This window comes from Rhodococcoides corynebacterioides NBRC 14404, assembly GCF_001894765.1.
Taxonomy (GTDB): Bacteria; Actinomycetota; Actinomycetes; order Mycobacteriales; family Mycobacteriaceae; genus Rhodococcoides; species Rhodococcoides corynebacterioides.
Map to the genome: position 1 here is coordinate 719,604 of NZ_BCWV01000003.1, position 18,533 is coordinate 738,136.

Here is an 18,533-nt window from a genome sequence, read left to right on the forward strand (position 1 = left end):
GTCAGTCCTTCGGACCGCCGGCGACGTAGACCACCTGACCGGACACGAATCCGGCTCCCTCGCTGCAGAAGAACGAGGCGGTGTGCGCGATGTCCTCGGGCTGACCGACGCGGTTCACGGGGATCTGCGACGCCGCCCCCTTCTTGAAGTCCTCGAAGGGCACGCCGACCCGCTCGGCCGTCGCGGCGGTCATCTCGGTCTCGATGAACCCCGGAGCGATCGCGTTGACCGTCACGTTGTAGCGGCCCAGCTCGATGGCGAGCGTCTTGGTGAAGCCCTGCATGCCGGCCTTCGCCGCGGCGTAGTTGGCCTGACCGCGGTTGCCCAGCGCCGACGTCGACGACAGGTTCACGATGCGGCCCCACTTCTCCTCGACCTGGTGCTTCTGCACCTCGCGGGACATGAGGAAGGCGCCGCGCAGGTGCACGCCCAGCACGGCGTCCCAGTCGTCGACCGACATCTTGAACAGCAGGTTGTCGCGCAGGATGCCGGCGTTGTTGACCAGAATCGTGGGCTTGCCGAAGTCGGTCGCGATGCGCTCGACCGCCGAAACGACGGACTGCTCGTCGGCGACGTTCGCCCCGACCCCGATGGCCTGGCCACCCGCCGCGGTGATGGCGTCGACAGTGGTGGCGCATGCCGACTCGTCGAGATCGACCACGGCCACGCCGTACCCGTCCGCCGCGAGCCGCTTGGCCACGGCTGCACCGATTCCGCGCGCACTTCCCGTGACGATTGCCGTCCTGACCTGATCGCTCACAGCTACCCTTTCGTCGTTCGGCACCGAAACCCGCGTCGGCTCTCGTTCTTTCTATCAGCGCACCCGGCGCGCCCCGACGGAAAGGCGTTCGTCATGTCCTCGCGACTCAACCCCTACCTGTCCTTCCGCGACACCGCACGCGAGGCCATGGAGTTCTACCGGGACGTCTTCGGCGGCGAGTTGACCGTGTCCACGTTCGGCGAGTTCGGCATGCCGGTCGAGCCCGCCGAGAACGATCTGGTCATGCACGCCCAGCTCGAGACACCCACCGGCTTCCTGCTCATGGGCGCGGACACGCCGTCGTCGATGTCGGTGTCCACCAACGGCACCGTCTCGCTCAGCGGCGACGACGAGGCCGATCTCCGGCGCTGGTGGGACGGTCTGTCCGACGGCGCCACCCCGGGGGTACCGCTGGAGAAGGCGCCGTGGGGCGACACCTTCGGCATGCTCACCGATCGCCACGGCATCGGCTGGATGGTGAACATCGCCGGCTGAGTCGGCTCGTCAGTACTCGCTCACCGAGAGTTCGACGGCGACCTGGAGGTACTCGGCGACGGTGCGAGCGATGGTGATCGGCTTCTCCGGCAGCGTCAGGTCCGGCACGTCGATGTGCACGCTCGCGCCGCGGAAGCGCCCCGGCGGCGGGCCGTAGTGCAGGCCCATCACCACCAGGGTCGGGTCGACGTCCTTCGCCCGGGCGCGCGCGACCATGTGGCCGATGCCGCTGCCGACGTGCTGCAGCACCGCCGGGTCGCCGTCGTTGCACGTGCCCTCGGGGAACACCGCGAGGTCGTCGCCCCGCCGCAGGCGTTCCGCGCAGACGTCCATCATCAGGTTCCCGGCGCGCGCCGCAGCCCGCAGTCCGTGGTCCTTGCCGCGGAACACCGGTATTCCGCCCATCATGTCGATCCGACGGCGCTGGGACGCTCTCTCGGCGAGCGCGGCGCGCCCGCGCGTACGCCCCGGTTCGGTCTCGACGAACAGCTCGTCCTTCGCCAGGACGCGCGTCCGGCCGATCACCGGGCGCAGCGCGCTGGACCACGCCGCCGCCGCCACGGTGTACGGATCGGTGTCGCTGACGTGGTTCACGGCGATGATCAGTCGACGGTCGTCGTAGATCAGACTCCGGAGTTGCTCACGGGCACCCACCCCGTAGTGCACCCGCGGTCGGAAGCGGCTCGCGAGCGCGCCGTAGGCCAGGCGCGCGACCCGCCGATTCTGCTGATGGGCGAGGTAGTAGTCGTAGACGGCGTCGGCGTTCTCCAGCGCGACCACGGGACGATCCATGTCCGAATCCTATGCGTCACCGCAGGCTCCGCTGTTTGTTCTGACATTTCGAGCGAGCCGTGTATGGTCTGGGTCACAGGCGGAGACCCCGTCTTTGTACGGACATGGAAAGGTGCACGCACCCGTGAACGCAACCCCGCATCGCGTCGTCGTCGTCGGTTCCGGTTTCGGTGGCCTCTTCGCCACCAAGGCCCTGCGTCGCAGCGACGTGGAGGTCACTCTGGTCGCGCGCACCGCCCACCATCTGTTTCAGCCGCTGCTCTATCAGGTGGCCACCGGCATCCTGTCCGAGGGCGAGATCGCGCCGTCGACCCGCATCGTGCTCCGGGACCAGCGCAACGCCAACGTGCTCATCGGGAACGTCACCGATATCGACCCGAGCACCCGCACCGTGACCTCGGTGCACCGCGGCCGCATCACCGTGACGCCGTACGACAGCGTGATCGTCGCGGCCGGCGCCGGCCAGTCGTACTTCGGCAACGACCACTTCGCCGAGTTCGCGCCCGGCATGAAGACTCTCGACGACGCCCTCGAGCTCCGCGGCCGCATCATGAACGCCTTCGACGCGGCCGAACTCGCCACCGACCCCGCCGAGCGCGCCCGCCTGCTGACGTTCGTCGTCGTCGGCGCCGGCCCGACGGGCGTGGAGATGGCCGGCCAGATCGCCGAGCTGTCCAAGCGGACCCTCGCCGGTACCTTCCGCACGATCGACCCCCGTGACGCCCGGATCGTCCTCCTCGATGCCGCACCGAAGGTGTTGCCGCCCTTCGCGGATTCCCTCGGCGAGCACGCGCGACGCCGCCTCGAGTCCCTCGGAGTCGAGGTGACCCTGAACGCCGCGGTCACCGACGTCGACGCCGACGGCCTGGTGGTCCGTGCCGCGGACGGCACCGAGCGGCGCATCGAGGCGGCCACCAAGGTGTGGTCCGCCGGTGTGTCGGCCAGCCCGCTCGGCGCGATGCTGGCGGAGAAGTCGGATGCCGAGATCGACCGTGCCGGGCGACTTCTCGTGAATCCGGACCTGACCGTGCCGGGGCTGCCGAACGTGTTCGTCGTCGGCGACATGATGGCGCTCGACGGCCTGCCGGGTGTCGCGCAGGTGGCGATCCAGGGTGGTCGGTACGCCGCACGCGTCATCGCGGACGAGGTGAAGGCCGCCGCGAAGGGTCGGCCCGCTCCCGAGCGTCGCCCCTTCCGCTACCGCGACAAGGGCAGCATGGCGACGGTGTCGCGCTTCTCGGCCGTCGCGCAGGTGGGCCCGGTCGAGCTCACGGGGTTCCTCGCCTGGCTCCTGTGGCTGGTGGTCCACGTGGCGTACGTGGTCGGCTTCAAGAGCCGCCTGACCACGGTGTGCAACTGGGCGTGGACGTTCCTGGGCCGCACCAGGACCCAGCTCACCGTGACGCACCAGCAGACCGAGGCGCGACTGGCCCTCGGGCGTCTGGTGTCGCTCGAGGACGCCCGCGCCGAGCGTGAGGCCCCCGCGCGGCCGGAGCAGCTCGCCGGCTGACTCTAGGCTGGGTCCATGAGCGAACCGTCTCGCGCGAAGTCGCTCCTGATCGCCTCCCACCCGGGCCCGGCGGTGGCCGTCACGGCCATCGCCGCCGCACTGGCCGTGCGGTTCGGCGTGACGTCCGTGCAGCTGGCCGCCCTGGTGGTGGCCGTCGCCAGTGGGCAACTGCTGACCGGGTGGACCAACGACCTCCTCGACGCCGACCGTGACCGCGTCGTGGGGCGGACGGACAAGCCGTTGGCGCGGGATACGTTGTCGCGCAGCGTCGTTCGGCGTGCGATCGCCTCGTCCGCGATCGTCTGCGTGGCGACGTCGCTGCTGCTCGGCCTGCTACCCGGGGTGCTGCATCTCGTGCTGGGCGTGGGGGCCGCGTTCGCGTACAACGCCGGGGTGAAGTCGACGGTGCTGTCCTGGCTTCCCTACACGGTGGCGTTCGGCGCTCTGCCGGCGGTGGTGTCCCTCGCCACCGTCGACGAGCTCCCTCCGGCCTGGATGATCGCCGTGGGAGCGATGCTGGGGTTCGGCGCGCACCTGGTGAACGTGCTGCCCGACCTCGCCGACGACCGTGCGACGGGCATCTCCGGGTTCCCCCACCGGCTGCCCCCGGCCGCCGTCGCACCGACCGCCGTCGGCGCATTGTCGCTCGCGTCCATCGTCGGCGTGGGCGGGGCCCGCGGGTTCGACGCCGTCGGGATACTCGCCCTCGTCGCCGTGGGGGTGTGCGCGCTGGTGGCGCTGACGGGGTCCGGACGGCGGCCGTTCCAGGCTGCGATCGCGATCGCCGCGGTGGACGTGGCGGTGCTCGTCACCGCCTGAGCGCAGCGGTGCTCGTCACCGCCTGAGCGCAGCGGTGCTCGTCACCGCCTGAGCGCAGCGGTGCTCGTCACCGCCCGAGCGCAGCGGTGCTCGTCACCGCCCGACAACCGACGGCTACGCGCCGTCGACGACCTCGAGATCGTCGTCGTCGCGGAACACCAATCGCCCGTCGTCGAGGGCCACGGCCCAGCGGTGGGGAACGGCCCAAGTGCGGCCGCCGGTGTCACCGGTCAAGGTGCCGGCGTAGTCGTCGACGACGGTGCCGAGCACCGCGGTGGTGTCGGTGTCGGCGCTCGTGTCGCCCGAGACCGCACGCACACGGGCGCCGACTCGCAACGCCGGGCCGTCGGCATCGTTCCTGCCGTCGGTGGCGACCTCGTTCTCGACGCCGGAGTCGACGGCTGCGTCCGTGTCCTCCGCATCCGCGTCCTCCGCGTCCTCCGCGGCCGACTCGGATCGTTCGGTGACGGTAGTCATTGCGACCTCCTGCGTTCCTGCTCTTCCCCGACCGTCGAGGGTTCCCGCTTCTTAATTTGTCACACCTCGATCGTCATCTCATTGTGATCGGTGCCGGGCGTTTCGGGAAGGAACAAATTCGATCGGGGCCGGGTTCGGTGACATATAGTTGACTCGTCAATCATATGACGGATCATCGGAACCAGGAGGAACCCCATGCCCGCCGTGACCGTCGACAACGTCCTCGCCCTCCCGCGCCTCGACACGCCGAGCCCGACCGCCGTCCCCCGTCCGATTCGCACCGTGACCACTGCTCCCACCGGCTACGAAGGCGAAGGTTTTCCGGTGCGACGGGCATTCGCCGGGATCGACCTGGCACGCCTCGACCCGTTCATCCACATGGACCAGATGGGCGAGGTGAACTACGCCCCCGGCGAGCCGAAGGGCACGCCGTGGCATCCGCACCGGGGCTTCGAGACCGTCACCTACATGATCGACGGGATCATGGATCACCAGGACTCGCACGGTGGCGGTGGTTCCATCACCGGCGGCGACACGCAATGGATGACCGCCGGCAGCGGCATCCTGCACATCGAAGCCCCGCCGGAGCAGCTGGTGGTGTCCGGTGGGCTGTTCCACGGGGTCCAGCTGTGGGTCAACCTCCCGCGGGAGAACAAGATGGCCGCTCCGCGCTACCAGGACATCACGGGCGGTCGGGTCGCGCTGCTGTCGAGTCCCGACGGCGGCGCGCTGATCCGCGTCATCGCCGGTGAGATAGACGGGCACGCCGGGCCGGGATCCACGCACACCCCGATCACGTTGTCCCACACCACCGTGGCGCCCGGAGCGTCGGTGACCGTGCCGTGGAACTCTCGCTACAACGCGATCGCCTACGTGCTGGCCGGATCCGGCACCGTCGGCGACGAGCGTCGGCCGGTCCGTACGGGGCAGACCACCGTCTTCGGGTCCGGGGACACACTCACCGTCGCCGCGTCCGACGGTCCCGAACCGCTCGAGGTCTTCCTGCTCGGCGGGGAGCCGATCCGCCAGCCCATCGCCATGGCCGGCCCGTTCGTGATGAACACGAAGGCCGAGGTGCTGCAGGCCTTCGAGGACTTCCAGTCCGGGCGGTTCGGTCAACCCTGAGCGGAGCCGATCACCACGGTGGCGTCCCGTTCGTCGTCGTGGTGAATCCGCGAACGCAGGCCCGACGCACGCATGATCGCTGCCGCGGCGTCGGCCTGCGCCGCGGAGGTCTCGACGAGCAGTGATCCGGTGGGCGTCAACCACCGGACCACCTCGACGGCGACGCGGCGCTGGACGTCCAGGCCGTCCGGTCCTCCGTCGAGGGTGCCGCGCGGCTCGCTGTCACGCGCTTCCCGCGGCATCGACGCCACCGCGGCGGACGGCACATAGGGGGTGTTGGCGCAGACGACGTCGACGCGACCGCGCAGCTCGGCGGGCAGAGGATCGAAGAGGTCGCCCTCGAACACCCTGTCCGGGGGCAGGTTTCGGCGGGCACACGCGACGGCCACGGGGTCGACGTCCGCAGCGTGGACCGTCGCGACGTCGGTCAGCGCAAGCCCGATGGCGCCGGACCCGCAGCACAGATCGACCACCACGGCGCCCGGCCCCACCAGTCCGCGGGCCACGTCGACGAGCGCCTCGGTGCGACGTCGGGGGACGAACACCCCCGGTTCGACCACGACACGGTGCCCGTGGAACTCGGCCCAGCCGACGATCGTCTCGAGCGGCTCGCCCGCCACGCGGCGGCGCACCCAGTTTCGCAGCACGTCGTCGTCCGGCGCCTCCGTTCGAAGCAGTCGCGCCTCGTCCTCGGCGTATACGCACCCGGCCCGACGCAACTGCGCCGTCAGCTCCGCGGGGCGCAGCGGCGCTGCCGGGTCGTCGTCGGGCGCGGTCACCCGTCGACGAGCCGCTCGATCGCGTGCATCGGAATGCTCAGCCAACCCGGCCGGTTCCGGGCCTCGTACACCGCTTCGTACACCGCCTTGTCCAGCTCGTAGGCGCGGAGCAGCGCGAGGGTGTCGCGCGGATCGCGTCCCGCCTCCGCGGCGTACCCGTCGAGGAACGCGGTGACCGTGCGGTCCACCCACTCCCGTGCGAGGCGCTCCGCCGCCGCCCGTGCGGAGTCCTCGGGGAGGTCGACCACACGGCTCATGGCGGCATAGTCGACGGAGCGGACCATGCCGGCGACGTCGCGCAGCGGACTGTCCGGCGTCCGACGCTCCTCGACACTGCGCGACGGCTCGCCCTCGAAGTCGATGAGAACCCACCGCTCCGGGGTCCGCAGCACCTGACCCAGATGCAGATCGCCGTGAATGCGCTGCGTGTCGACGGCGGCTTCCCCCGCGGCCTCGATGAGCGCCCGAACCCGCGGCAGCGCGGCGTCGAGCCCCTCGACCACGGGCAACGCGGACTCGACCCGGGCGGAGATGGCGGCCGTGGTCTCGGCGGCGGGCGCGATCGAGGTGCCGAGAACGCGGGCCAGGTCACGGTGCACCGACGCCACCGCGCCCCCGAGCGAGCGCGCCTCCCCGGTGAAGTCCCCGGCGCCGAGGTCGCCGGCGGCCAGCACGGCGTCCACCGCCTCGAGCGCGGCGGTCCAGCCTTCGGATGCGCCGGAGACGAAGTCCTGCATCATGCCGAGGGTCGTCTCGTCGTGCCGGACGTCGGCCTCGATCCACCCGCGCAGCGTCGCCACGTGCGCGCTCTCGGCCCGGCCCAGCGCCTGGTGCAACTCGACGTCCGGGTTCACGCCCACGGCCACGCGGCGGAACAGCTTGAGCAGGAACCGATCTCCCACGATCACCGAGGTGTTGGACTGCTCGGCTCCCAGCACGCGGCCGGGCAGGCCCGTCGGCAGATCCGCACCGGGAACCGCGAGGAACCGCACATCGCCGGTCCCGCCCGTCGCGAGGAGGTCCGACAGCACACCGATCACCGCCGGATCACGCAGACCGTCGTAGACCACCGCGCCGTCCGTGCGGAGCAGGACCGCGGACTCCAGGTCCTCGTCGACCTCGGTGCGGACACCCACCGGAACCTGGAACATCTGGGAGTCGGCGCCCTCGAGGTGCACCTCGACCAGCAGGTGCACGACGGTGAGGTCCGCCGTCGTCGCCAGGGTCTCGCGGGCGAGGACGTCCACGCCGGTCACCGTGTGGCCCTTGGCCGAGAACCACCGTTGCCCGGGCAGCCAGGGACCCAGAGCGGCCGCGAGCTCCGCGTCGGTGGGGGACGCCGGAGCGGTGGCCTCGGGCTCCGGGGTCGCGGACTCGGCCGGGGTGGACGGTTCCGGCGCGGACGGCGTCGAGGAAGACATGGCCCACCTGTACCCGGAAATGCCGTCCCGTGCACCCCGAGCCCCGACCCCGCGCGAGTTCTGCCACACGATCGGGCGGGATTCGGCGGATCCGCGGGATTCGGGGCGATCGTGTGTGAAAAGTCGCGGGCGCCGGCGCCCGCAGCCCGGCCGGATCGCCGGGATCCCGTCCGGACGGTCGACCTGCGGGCCACCACGCCCGTGCGGGGCTCGCAGGCTTTCGGCAGGATGGGGGCCATGACCACGGCAGAGTCCCCCACCCGCGAATCCCGCCCGTCCGGCCTCGACCTGGCCTGGGTCGACCCGTCCACCCGTGCGCAGGACGACCTGTTCGAGCACGTCAACGGACGGTGGCTCGCCGAGTACGAGATCCCGGCCGACCGAGCCGTCGACGGAGCGTTCCGCACCCTGTACGACCGCGCCGAGGAACACGTCCGCGACATCGTGACCCAGTGCGCCGCATCGAACCCGGCGCCGGGCAGCGACGCCGCCAAGATCGGCGACCTCTACGCCGCCTTCATGGACGCCGAGGCGATCGAGGCCGCGGGCGTCTCCCCGATCGCCGACGAGCTCGCGGCGGTCGCCGACGCCACGGACCGCGCGGCCCTCGCGCAGGTCCTGGGCGGCCTGGCCCGCACGGGCGTCGGCGGCGCCCTGGCGCACTACGTCGACACCGACTCCAAGCAGTCCGATCGCTACCTGATGCACGTCACGCAGTCCGGCCTCGGGCTGCCCGACGAGTCCTACTACCGCGGTGACGACCACGCCGAGTTGCGGGAGAAGTACGTCGCCCACATCGACCGCATGTTCGCCCTCGCCGGGGCGTCCTTCGACGCGGCCACCGTCCTCGAGGTGGAGACGGCGCTGGCGGCCGGGCACTGGGACGTCGTGAAGCGGCGCGACGCCGACCTGTCCTACAACCTCCGCTCGTGGGCCGACCTGACCGCGGAGGCCCCCGGATTCGACTGGGAGGCGTGGGTATCGGGCACCGGTGCCACGCCGGAGCAGTGGGCCGAGGTGGTGGTGCGGCAGCCGTCGTTCGTCACCACCGTCGCGCAGGAATGGTCCGGCCGCAGCCTCGACGACTGGAAGGCGTGGGCCACCTGGCGCATCGTCCACTCCCGGGCGCCGTATCTCGCCGCCGACCTGGTCGACGAGAACTTCGACTTCTACGGCCGCACGCTCACCGGGACCGAGGAGAACCGCGAGCGCTGGAAGCGCGGCGTGTCCCTGGTGCAGGACCTCATGGGCGAGGCCGTGGGAAAGCTGTACGTCGAGCAGCACTTTCCGCCGGAGTCGAAGGCGCGGATGCAGGACCTGGTGGCGAATCTGGTCGAGGCGTACCGCCGCAACATCACCGACCTCGAGTGGATGAGCCCGGAGACCCGCACCGCCGCCCTGGCCAAGCTCGATCGGTTCACCCCCAAGATCGGCTACCCGGACACCTGGCGGGACTACTCCGCACTCGAGATCGACGCCGCGGACCCGGTGGGCAACTACCGGCGTGGCTACGAGTTCGAGTACCGACGCGATCTGGGCAAGCTCGGCGGGCCGGTCGACCGCGGCGAATGGTTCATGACCCCGCAGACCGTCAACGCCTACTACAACCCCGGCATGAACGAGATCGTGTTCCCGGCCGCCATTCTGCAGCCCCCGTTCTTCGATCCCGACGCCGACGACGCCGCCAACTACGGCGGAATCGGTGCGGTGATCGGGCACGAGATCGGCCACGGGTTCGACGACCAGGGCGCCAAGTACGACGGGGACGGCAACCTCGTGGACTGGTGGACCGACAGCGACCGCGCCGAATTCGGTACGCGTACCACGGCTCTCATCGATCAGTACGACGCGTTCGAGCCGAAGGCGCTGCCCGGCCACCACGTCAACGGCAAGTTCACGATCGGTGAGAACATCGGCGACCTCGGGGGCCTGTCCATCGCCGTCGAGGCCTACCGCATCTCACTGGAGGGCCGCGAAGCACCGGAGATCGACGGGCTGACGGGCCTGCAGCGCGTGTTCTTCGGCTGGGCGCAGGTGTGGCGCACCAAGGCGCGCGACGCCGAGGCCCTGCGCCGACTGTCCATCGATCCGCACTCGCCGCCGGAGTTCCGCTGCAACGGTGTGGTGCGGAACCTCGACAGCTTCCACGAGGCGTTCGGGGTCACCGAGGGTGACGCGCTGTACCTCGATCCGGCCGAGCGCGTGCGCATCTGGTGACAGCGCGGCACGGGGACCGCGTCAGCGAATGCGGTCCCCGGACTCCGCGTCGAAGAAGAACACCTCGTCCGGAGCCGGACGAACCCGCAGGCGCTGACGCGGATCGACCACCGTGCGGCGATCCACCCGCACCACGACGCGCCCGCCGCGCGCCGTCCACCCGGCGTCGGCCGCCGGAGTGGAATAGGCGAAGGACTCGGCACCGAGCTCCTCGACGAGATCGGTGACCAGTTCGACGGACTCGGAGTCGTTCTCGCCGACCAGGTCCCAGCTCTCCGGGCGCACACCGACGAGTATGCGGCCCCCGTGCCCGGACGGAACCGGAACGCGCAGACCGCCCAGGACGGCGTGCCCGTCCCGGGCGTCGGCCTCGAGCAGGTTCATGGCCGGCGAGCCGATGAACGACGCCACGAAGTCGTTCACCGGATTCGCGTACAGCTCACGGGGACTGGCGACCTGCTGCAGATGCCCGGCCTTCAGCACGGCGACGCGGTCGCCCATGGTCATGGCCTCGACCTGGTCGTGGGTGACGTAGACGGTGGTCGTCCCCAGCCGCCGCTGCAGTCCGGCGATCTGCGAGCGGGTGCTCACCCGCAGCTTGGCGTCGAGGTTCGACAGCGGCTCGTCCATGCAGAACACCTCGGGACGGCGCACGATCGCGCGCCCCATGGCGACGCGCTGGCGCTGACCACCGGACAGCTTGCCCGGCCGACGGTCGAGGAGCGGCTCGAGCTCGAGCATCCGAGCCGCCTCCTCGACCCGAGAGCGGGTGTCCTCCTTGCTCATTCCCGCGTTGCGGAGCGCGAAGCCCATGTTGTCCGCCACGGTCATGTTGGGATACAGCGCGTAGTTCTGGAACACCATGGCGACGTCGCGTTCCTTCGGCGCGAGGCCGCTGACGTCCTTGCCGCCGATCTCGATGCGGCCGCTCTCGACCGCCTCGAGGCCGGCGAGCATACGCAGGGACGTCGACTTCCCGCATCCCGACGGGCCGACGAGCACCAGGAACTCGCCGTCGGCGATGTCGAGGTCGAGGCCCTCCACCGACGGGTGCGGGGCGCCCGCGTAGCGATGGGTGGTGCCGACGAAGTTGACCGAAGCCATGGTGGTGGGTCCCGTTCCTTACTTGGGCAGCTTGGGCGTGATCTGGCGATCGATGATCTGCTGCAACTGATCCTGCATGCCGCTGAACGTCGAGGCGACGTCGGCGTTCTGCAGGGCGATCTGCTCGAGGCCGGTGCCGATGATCTTGTCGCCGCCGGGCACGAACACGCGGGCATAGTCCTGCGAGCGGGTGCGTGAGAGCTGGTCCACGGCGGTGCGCGACCGCGGGTTCTGCTCGAGGAACGCCACCTCGGACGGATCGGTCGCGGCCGCCTTGCGCACGGGCATGTAGCCGACGTTCTGCGAGAAGTAGACCGTCGACTCGGTGTTGGTGACGAAGTCGATGAACTTCAGCGCGTTGATCTTGCGCTCGTCCGGGATGTTCGCCGGAATCGCGAGACCCGCTCCGCCGGTGGGGCATCCGGGAGTGCCGGCCTCGGCGGGCAGGAACGCGGTGCCGAAGTCGAACTTCGCATTGGCGGTGATGCCGGAGAGGTCACCGGTGGAGGCGATGGTCGAGGCGAGCAGCCCCGCACCGAAGTCGTTCGCGATGTCGTTGGAGACGGCCGCGTACTTCTTGGTGTGGATCATCTCCTTCAGGAAGTTGCCCGCGGCGATGGTGCGCTCGTCGGTGAACTTCAGGTCGAACTGGTCGGAGTAGCTGCCGCCGAAGGTCCAGATCGGCCCCTCGTAGGTCCAGCCGAGGTAGTCCTCCGCGTTGCCCCACCCGTGGGCGAGCTTGCCGTTGCCGACCACGCGCTGCAGCTCCGGGCCCCACTGGTCGAACTCCTGCCAGGTGGCGGGTCCGCGATCGGGCAGTCCGGCCGCCGACCAGACCTCCTTGTTGTAGTAGAACAGCGGGGTCGACCGCGCGTAGGGCAGAGCCCACGTCTTGTCGTTCCAGTTGTAGTCGGCCACCAGCGAATCGACGTACTCGCTCGTGTTCACCCCCGCCTGCGAGAACAGATCGTCCAGCGGCGAGATCGCGCCCAGCAGAGCGAAGTTGAACCACCAGACGTCCGAGAGCAGGACGACGTCGGGCAGCGACCCACCGGAGAGCGCAGCGTTGAACTTCTGCGCGATCTCCTCGTAGTTCTTGCCGCCGTCGATCATCTGGACCGTCAGGTCCGGGTTGGCGGCCTGGAAGCGCGAGATGAGCTCGTTCTCGACGTCCTTCGAGCTACCGGGGTGCGACGACCAGAAGGTGATCGTGTTCGCGTCCCCGCCCGAGCCCGAGCCGGACGACGACGTGGAACTGGTTCCGGCGCAGGCGGTGAGGGCGGCGCTCGCCGCGACGGCGCCCGCCGCTCCGGCGGCTCCGAGGAAACCCCGACGAGAGAGATGCATGTCGACTCCTGTGTTGGTGGTGTGCGCGAGAGGAAGGCCGGTCAACCCTTGACGGCGCCGGAGGTCAGGCCCTTGATCATGTGTCGCTGCAGGGCGAGGAACACGATGAGGATGGGGATCATCGTCAGGACGGTGCCGGCCATCACCGGCCCCCAGTTGGTGACGCCGTCGTTGTTCTGCAGTTGGGTCAGACCCACCGGAAGCGGTGCGACGGAGGAATCGTCGGACATCAGGAACGGCCAGAGGTACTCGTTCCACTCGTTGACCACGGTGATCGTCGCGAACGCGACCATGGTCGGGCCGGAGAGCGGCAGCACCACCCGGAACAGCAATCGCACGGGGCCGGCGGCGTCCATGCGCGCGGCCTCGATGATCTCCTGCGGAATGGACAGGAAGTGGTTGCGCATGAGGAACGTGCCGAACGCCACGCCGGCCAGCGGGACGATGATCCCCTGGAAGGTGTTGCGCCACCCCAACTGTGCGACGAGGGCGTAGTTGGAGATGACCGTGATCTGGTTCGGCACCATGAGGGCGGCGATGATGACGAGGAAGACGATCGTCTTGCCCGGGAAGCGCAGGAACACCAGGCCGTAGGCACTGAGCACGCCGAGGACGAACTTCACCACCGCGAGGATGCTGGTGATGATGAGCGAGTTCTTCAGGAAGGTCCAGAACGGCACGGTCGAGGTGGCGTCCGCGTAGTTCTCCGGCCGGAAGACGCTGGGCCACCAGATCGACGGCTGCACGTAGATGTCACCGCGTTCCTTGAACGAGGTGACGACGATCCAGAACAGCGGCAGCCCGATGATGACGATGACGACGACCATGGCGGCGTAACCGAACAGGCTGGAGAGCCGGCGGCGTCGGTCCGCGTCGAGCTGTGCCGGCGGGACCGGCGTGGTGGCGGCGGTCATCGTGCGTCACCTCGATCCATGACTCGCACCTGGAACACCGTGATGATCAGCAGCACCAGGAACATGACGGTGGCGACGGTGGCGCCGTAGCCGGCTCGGAAGTTGCGGAAGGACTCCTCGTACACCTGGTAGACCATGGTGGTGGTGCCGATGCCCAGGGGGCCACCGCGGGTCATGACGTTGATGATGTCGAAGACCTGCAGGGAGTTGAGCATCACCGTGATCGACAGGAAGAACGTCGTGGGCCGCAGCTGCGGCAGGGTGACCTTGCGGAACGTGGTCCACCGACTCGCGCCGTCGATCTGCGCGGCCTCGGTCAGATCCTGCCGGAGGCCCTGCAGCGCAGCGAGATAGATGACGAAGGCGTAGCCGAGGTTCTTCCACAGGTAGGTCACCGTCACCATGAACAGCGCCCACCCGGGACTCTGGTAGAAGTCCGGCACGCTGTCGAATCCGATGCGGCGCATCAGATCCTGGATCAGGCCGAAGTTGGGGTCGAACACGAACTGGAACGCCACGCCGATCGCGGCGCCCGAGATGACGAACGGCGCGAAGACGGCCGAGCGAACGACGTTCCGTCCCCGCAGCTTCCGGTCGAGCAGCATCGCCAGGATCAGGCCGAGCAGCATGCTGCCCGCGACGGCCGCGATCGTGAAGACGACCGTGTTGGAGACGATCTGCCAGGTGTCGCTTCGGCCCCACCACTCGCGGTAGTTCGCCAGTCCGATGAACGTGGAGGTCGGCGAGCTGATGTTCCAGTCGAAGAAGGACAGCCGGATGTTGTCCACCAGCGGCCGGTAGGTGAAGACCCCGAGCAGAACGAGATTCGGCCCCACCAGCACCAGGAACAGGGCGTAGTCCCGCCACGGACGACGCAGGAAAGAGCGTTGCGCCGGAGGAAGATCCGGCAGCGTCCGCTGCACGACGGGTCGGCCCCGACCGACCGGTCGCCGGGAGCTCCGAGAAGCCGCCCGCCGAGGGAGGAGTGCTGTCACCGATGGGACATTAGCCTAGATAAAACGAACTAATGGTGAACTGGAACGGATCCGCACCTGTCCGGACGGTGGCGTTTCTACAGCTGCCAGTCCCCGAGGCCGTCGTAGCCGCTCAGAACGCCGCCCGCGGTGTTCTGCACCACCACCGGATCGCCCTTCTGCACGGTCTCGTAGAACCATTTCGCGTCCTCGGTGCTGACGTTCAGGCAGCCGTGACTGACGTTCTCGACGCCCTGGCTGCCCACCGACCACGGGGCCGCGTGGACGAAGATCCCGCTGTTCGACATGCGCGTCGCGTACTCGACGTACGTGCGGTAACCCTCCGGGGCGTCGACGGGCACACCGTAGGTGGACGAGTCCATGTACATGTCGCGGTATCGCTCGCCGATCACGTAGGTGCCGTTGGGCGTCTCGTGACCCGGCTTGCCCATCGACGTCGGCATGGTGCGCACGACGGCCCCGTTGCGCGTCACCGTGATGGTCTTGGTGGCGTCGTCGGCCGTCGTGACGATCGCGTCGCCGACGGTGAACGTGCTCGTCAGATCCCCGGCGCGCACGGTCACGTCGGTGTTGGCGGGCCAGAAGGCGTCGGGACGCCACCGCACCTGACGATCGGAGAACCAGAAGAACCGGCCGGGGACGTCGCCCGCGGAGGTGGTGACGTCGATGGCGCGCTCCGCGACGGCGCGGTCGGCGATCGGCGCGGAGAACCGCAGGATCACCGGCTGCGCGATGCCGACGACCTCGCCGGCGGACGGGTTCACCGCGGGGGTGGCGAAGTTCGCCGGGCCGCGCTGGGGTTCGACGGGCAGCTGCGGGACGGTCGGCAGCGACGGCGGTGCGGGCAGTCCGGGCAGCGCGGGCAGCTCGGGCGCCGGCGGCAGACCGGGCAGCGAGATGTCGGGTCCACCGGGCCAGAGGGGCGCGGCCGCAGCCGGTGCTGCGGCGGCGACCAGACCGGCGGTGACGACGACGGCGCCCACCGCTGCTCGCATCATGGAACCGGACGTACGACGAACTCCCATGTGCGTGAACCATCCCTGTCGGTCTCGAATCGAGTCGTGCTCCGCCATTAACACACAGAGGCGACGACCGTCGCCAGTCGGGTACCGTGGCAAGACACGCGAGACCGATGTCAAGCCACGGCGACGGTCGAGGTTCACCCGTGCCGCATGGACGACGACAGTCGGTCCGACGCGCACGACGAGAAGAAGGGCCGCACGCCGTGGTGGTCGACGACCGAGGGCAGGAGTCCGAGCGACACCTGCCGGCGACAGCGACCGATCGGGCACGGCCGGCGACAGCGGCCGATGCAGTACGGCCGTCGGCGCTGTTTCCCGAGCGCACCGAGAACGGACTGAGCTCACTGCTCGGCCCGGACAGTCTGCACACCTCCTTTCAGCGCATCATGGACCTGCAGACGGGCGCCATCGTCGGGTACGAGGCCGTCGTGGGCGGTCCTGCCGACTCGTCGTTCGCCGACCCCGCCGCCCTCGCCTCCGCCGCGCGCGCGATGGGCATGACGCCGGACCTCGACGCCGCGCGGTGGAACGGCGCACTCGCGGCCGCCGCCCGCGAGGACAAGCCCCGCGAGGTACCGCTCTTCATCGCCGTCGATCCCGATTCCCTCACCGATCTGCCGGACCTCCACGATCACGACGCGGGCGGCGCCGTCCTCCAGTTCGACGAGACCGCCCTGATCCGACGTCCGGCGCACCTCATGCGCGTCGTCGCCGAGGTGCGACGACTGGGGTGGGCGATCGCCGTCGACCACGTCGGTGTCCGGCCGGAATCGTTGGCCCTGCTCCCGCTCCTGGAGCCCGACGTCGTCAAGCTCGATCGAACGTTGCTCGCGACGCGCCCCAACCGGTTCACCGCGCGTGTCGTCAACGCCGTGGCCGCGCAGGTGGAGCGGACCGGCGCGATCGTCATGGCGGAGGGCATCACCGACGAGGCGTCGGCCCTCGCCGCGAGGGCGATGGGCGCGCGGGTGGGCGAGGGCCCGCTCTACGGATCGACGACGTCGCTCTCCGGCGACAGTCCCGTCGGCTCGCCGCTGGAGTTCGGGACCGCGCGAGCGCGGGGCGCGACACCTCTGTCCACGCCCTACAACCTGGCGGCCGGGGGTCTCGACGTGCGGCGGGCGAGCAAACGCCTGCTCATCGAGATCAGCAAGAACCTCGAGTCGATGGCCACGGACAGCCGTCAGACCGCGCTGATGATGGGCGCGTTCCAGCACCTCCGCCACTTCACTCCGCTCACGGGTCGGCGCTGGGAACTCATGGCGCAGAATGCGGCCCTGGTGGGGGCACTCGCGGAGAACATGGGTCCCGAACCCGCCCCGAAGATCCGCGGCGCGGGGCTGCCCGCGTCGGATCCGCTGCGCGAGGAGTGGGACGTGGTGGTGCTGTCACCGCACTTCTCGGCCGTGCTCGCGGCGCGCGATCTCGGCGACGGTGGCCCGGACATGGACCGGCGCTTCGACTACGTCCTCAGCCACGACCCGACGCTCACCATCGAGTGTGCGCGGTCGCTGGTCGCGCGGCTGCCACCGGAGCGCAGCGGGAGCTGACCTACTGGACTTCGGGCACGACCACACTGCCCGGGTCAGCCGACTTCGGGCACGACGACACTGTGGACGAAGCGCATTTTCTCCAGCACGCGGGCGGGCAGGACGAAGGGGTAGAGGTCCTGGTGCCCCATGGACCGGTTGAGCTGGTTGAGCGCCCAGGTGAGCGGGAGCCACCAGTCGATGATGCGGTCGAACCCGACGTCGCCGGCGAGCGGCGCCTCGAACGTCGAGCCGGCGGGCGCGAAGGCGTAGGCCGCGGCGGTGTCGAGCGTGTCCCGGATGTGCAGGTAGTGCGCGAAGGTCTCGGCCCAGTCCTCGGCGGGGTGCATCGTGGCGTAGGACGACACGTAGTTCTTCCGCCACCCGTCGGGCGCGCCCTCGCTGTAGTGCCGATCGAGGGCGGCCTGGTAGTCGTCGGCGGGGTTGCCGAAGAGCTCCTCGAACCGCCCACGGTGCTCGCCGGTCCCGATGAGCACCGTCTGGTAGTAGTGCCCGATCTCGTGCCGGAAGTGGCCGACGAGCGTGCGGTAGGGCTCGTCCATCGACACCCGCAGTTGCTCGCGGTGCGCGTCGTCGCTCTCGGCGAGATCGAGGGTGATCAGACCGTTGGCGTGGCCGGTGATGACGTGCCGGTTGGCGCTGGAGAGCAGGTCGAAACCCAGGCCGCCCGCCGGATCGTCGTCCCGCCCGACGATGGGCAGGTGCAACTCGTCGAGCTCGAGGATCACTCGGCGCTTGGCCGTCTCGGCCGCGGCGAACTCGGCCATCGCCTCGGTGTCGCTGTCGGCGGGACGGGTGCGGGTGAGGGCGCACGACGCGCACAGCGTGGCGCCCGACGACACGTCGACCAGCCAGTTGCACCGTGCCCGTTTGATGTTGGCGCAGCGGCCCCAGACGGCACCGTCGACGGTGACGGTCAGATCGTCGCCGAGCACCTGGATGCTGCGGCCGGGAAGGTGGAAGCCGAGCCGACTGTCGCAGGACAGACAGATCGAGTTCTCGAAGGACAGTTGCTGACCGCACTTGCGGCAGAAGAACACTCGCATGGATTCCGGATAACCTTCCTCACGCCGTCGGTCTCGGCCGACAGCGACGCCACCGTTCGGGCGAGCGTCGGATACCCAGCGTAGCCGCCGTGACACGCGCCTCGAACCGCCTCGTCGGGGTTTGAGAACAGGGGGCTCGGTCAACTCTGCGACCATGACT

The 18,533-nt window shown here is 69.7% G+C and carries 17 protein-coding genes; 6 read left to right on the top strand and 11 right to left on the bottom strand.

Annotation, left to right across the window (positions count from 1 at the left end; all coding sequences use genetic code 11):
- Window position 1 precedes the first annotated feature (1 nt).
- Window positions 2-760, bottom strand: a complete 759-nt coding sequence (locus tag RC2_RS08680; RefSeq protein WP_068144619.1) for an SDR family oxidoreductase — start codon at window positions 758-760, stop codon at window positions 2-4.
- Window positions 761-853: 93 nt separating this feature from the next.
- On the opposite strand from RC2_RS08680, the gene RC2_RS08685 reads away from it, so the two are divergent.
- A complete protein-coding gene (locus RC2_RS08685; RefSeq protein ID WP_068144622.1) occupies window positions 854-1,255 on the top strand; it encodes a VOC family protein in 402 nt (133 codons plus the stop codon).
- Between the two features lie 9 nt (window positions 1,256-1,264).
- Here RC2_RS08685 and RC2_RS08690 read toward each other — a convergent pair whose 3' ends face one another.
- On the bottom strand, window positions 1,265-2,047 hold the full coding sequence (locus tag RC2_RS08690) for a lysophospholipid acyltransferase family protein (protein WP_068144625.1): 783 nt from the start codon (window positions 2,045-2,047) through the stop codon (window positions 1,265-1,267).
- A 124-nt stretch (window positions 2,048-2,171) separates the two neighbouring features.
- Between RC2_RS08690 and RC2_RS08695 the strand changes: the two genes are divergently transcribed.
- Together RC2_RS08695 and RC2_RS08700 are read left to right on the top strand one after the other, a co-directional pair.
- Window positions 2,172-3,557: an NAD(P)/FAD-dependent oxidoreductase gene (locus RC2_RS08695; RefSeq protein ID WP_245811024.1), complete on the top strand. Its 1,386-nt coding sequence runs from the start codon at window positions 2,172-2,174 to the stop codon at window positions 3,555-3,557.
- Between the two features lie 15 nt (window positions 3,558-3,572).
- Complete coding sequence (locus RC2_RS08700) at window positions 3,573-4,376, top strand: UbiA family prenyltransferase (protein WP_068144634.1); 804 nt, start codon at window positions 3,573-3,575, stop codon at window positions 4,374-4,376.
- Window positions 4,377-4,490: 114 nt separating this feature from the next.
- On the opposite strand, the gene RC2_RS18650 is transcribed toward RC2_RS08700, so the two are convergent.
- Window positions 4,491-4,853 (bottom strand): hypothetical protein, encoded by a 363-nt coding sequence (locus tag RC2_RS18650; protein WP_139277322.1) that lies wholly within the window; start codon window positions 4,851-4,853, stop codon window positions 4,491-4,493.
- A gap of 195 nt (window positions 4,854-5,048) precedes the next feature.
- Here RC2_RS18650 and RC2_RS08710 point away from each other — a divergent pair, with 195 nt between their 5' ends.
- Window positions 5,049-5,978: a pirin family protein gene (locus tag RC2_RS08710; RefSeq protein ID WP_068144639.1), complete on the top strand. Its 930-nt coding sequence runs from the start codon at window positions 5,049-5,051 to the stop codon at window positions 5,976-5,978.
- Here RC2_RS08710 and RC2_RS08715 read toward each other — a convergent pair.
- Both RC2_RS08715 and RC2_RS08720 read right to left on the bottom strand, forming a co-directional pair.
- Window positions 5,969-6,757, bottom strand: coding sequence for a putative protein N(5)-glutamine methyltransferase (locus tag RC2_RS08715; RefSeq protein ID WP_245811025.1), 789 nt, complete (start codon window positions 6,755-6,757; stop codon window positions 5,969-5,971). The genes RC2_RS08710 and RC2_RS08715 overlap by 10 nt on opposite strands.
- The gene (locus tag RC2_RS08720; RefSeq protein ID WP_082895326.1) at window positions 6,754-8,178 is read right to left on the bottom strand and encodes a maltokinase N-terminal cap-like domain-containing protein; all 1,425 of its coding nucleotides are present in this window, start codon (window positions 8,176-8,178) and stop codon (window positions 6,754-6,756) included. The genes RC2_RS08715 and RC2_RS08720 overlap by 4 nt, the downstream gene beginning before the upstream one ends.
- 237 nt (window positions 8,179-8,415) lie before the next feature.
- On the opposite strand from RC2_RS08720, the gene RC2_RS08725 reads away from it, so the two are divergent.
- A complete protein-coding gene (locus RC2_RS08725; protein WP_072681282.1) occupies window positions 8,416-10,395 on the top strand; it encodes a M13 family metallopeptidase in 1,980 nt (659 codons plus the stop codon).
- A 21-nt stretch (window positions 10,396-10,416) separates the two neighbouring features.
- On the opposite strand, the gene RC2_RS08730 is transcribed toward RC2_RS08725, so the two are convergent.
- The 5 genes from RC2_RS08730 to RC2_RS08750 all read right to left on the bottom strand — a co-directional run bounded on the left by RC2_RS08730 (window position 10,417) and on the right by RC2_RS08750 (window position 15,780).
- Complete coding sequence (locus RC2_RS08730) at window positions 10,417-11,499, bottom strand: ABC transporter ATP-binding protein (protein WP_072681284.1); 1,083 nt, start codon at window positions 11,497-11,499, stop codon at window positions 10,417-10,419.
- An 18-nt stretch (window positions 11,500-11,517) separates the two neighbouring features.
- Window positions 11,518-12,846, bottom strand: a complete 1,329-nt coding sequence (locus tag RC2_RS08735; RefSeq protein ID WP_072681286.1) for an ABC transporter substrate-binding protein — start codon at window positions 12,844-12,846, stop codon at window positions 11,518-11,520.
- Window positions 12,847-12,887: 41 nt separating this feature from the next.
- Window positions 12,888-13,760 carry a carbohydrate ABC transporter permease gene (locus RC2_RS08740; RefSeq protein WP_072681288.1) on the bottom strand — a complete coding sequence of 291 codons (873 nt, stop codon included), beginning with the start codon at window positions 13,758-13,760 and terminating at the stop codon, window positions 12,888-12,890.
- On the bottom strand, window positions 13,757-14,683 hold the full coding sequence (locus RC2_RS08745; RefSeq protein ID WP_068153462.1) for a carbohydrate ABC transporter permease: 927 nt from the start codon (window positions 14,681-14,683) through the stop codon (window positions 13,757-13,759). Before RC2_RS08745 ends, RC2_RS08740 begins: the two co-directional genes overlap by 4 nt.
- 149 nt (window positions 14,684-14,832) lie before the next feature.
- Window positions 14,833-15,780 (bottom strand): L,D-transpeptidase, encoded by a 948-nt coding sequence (locus RC2_RS08750; protein WP_068153465.1) that lies wholly within the window; start codon window positions 15,778-15,780, stop codon window positions 14,833-14,835.
- A gap of 200 nt (window positions 15,781-15,980) precedes the next feature.
- Here RC2_RS08750 and RC2_RS08755 point away from each other — a divergent pair, with 200 nt between their 5' ends.
- Complete coding sequence (locus RC2_RS08755; protein WP_245811026.1) at window positions 15,981-17,327, top strand: EAL domain-containing protein; 1,347 nt, start codon at window positions 15,981-15,983, stop codon at window positions 17,325-17,327.
- A 35-nt stretch (window positions 17,328-17,362) separates the two neighbouring features.
- Here the strand turns inward: RC2_RS08755 and RC2_RS08760 are convergent, their stop codons facing one another.
- Window positions 17,363-18,373: a zinc-binding metallopeptidase family protein gene (locus RC2_RS08760; protein ID WP_068153286.1), complete on the bottom strand. Its 1,011-nt coding sequence runs from the start codon at window positions 18,371-18,373 to the stop codon at window positions 17,363-17,365.
- Window positions 18,374-18,533: the final 160 nt, after the last annotated feature.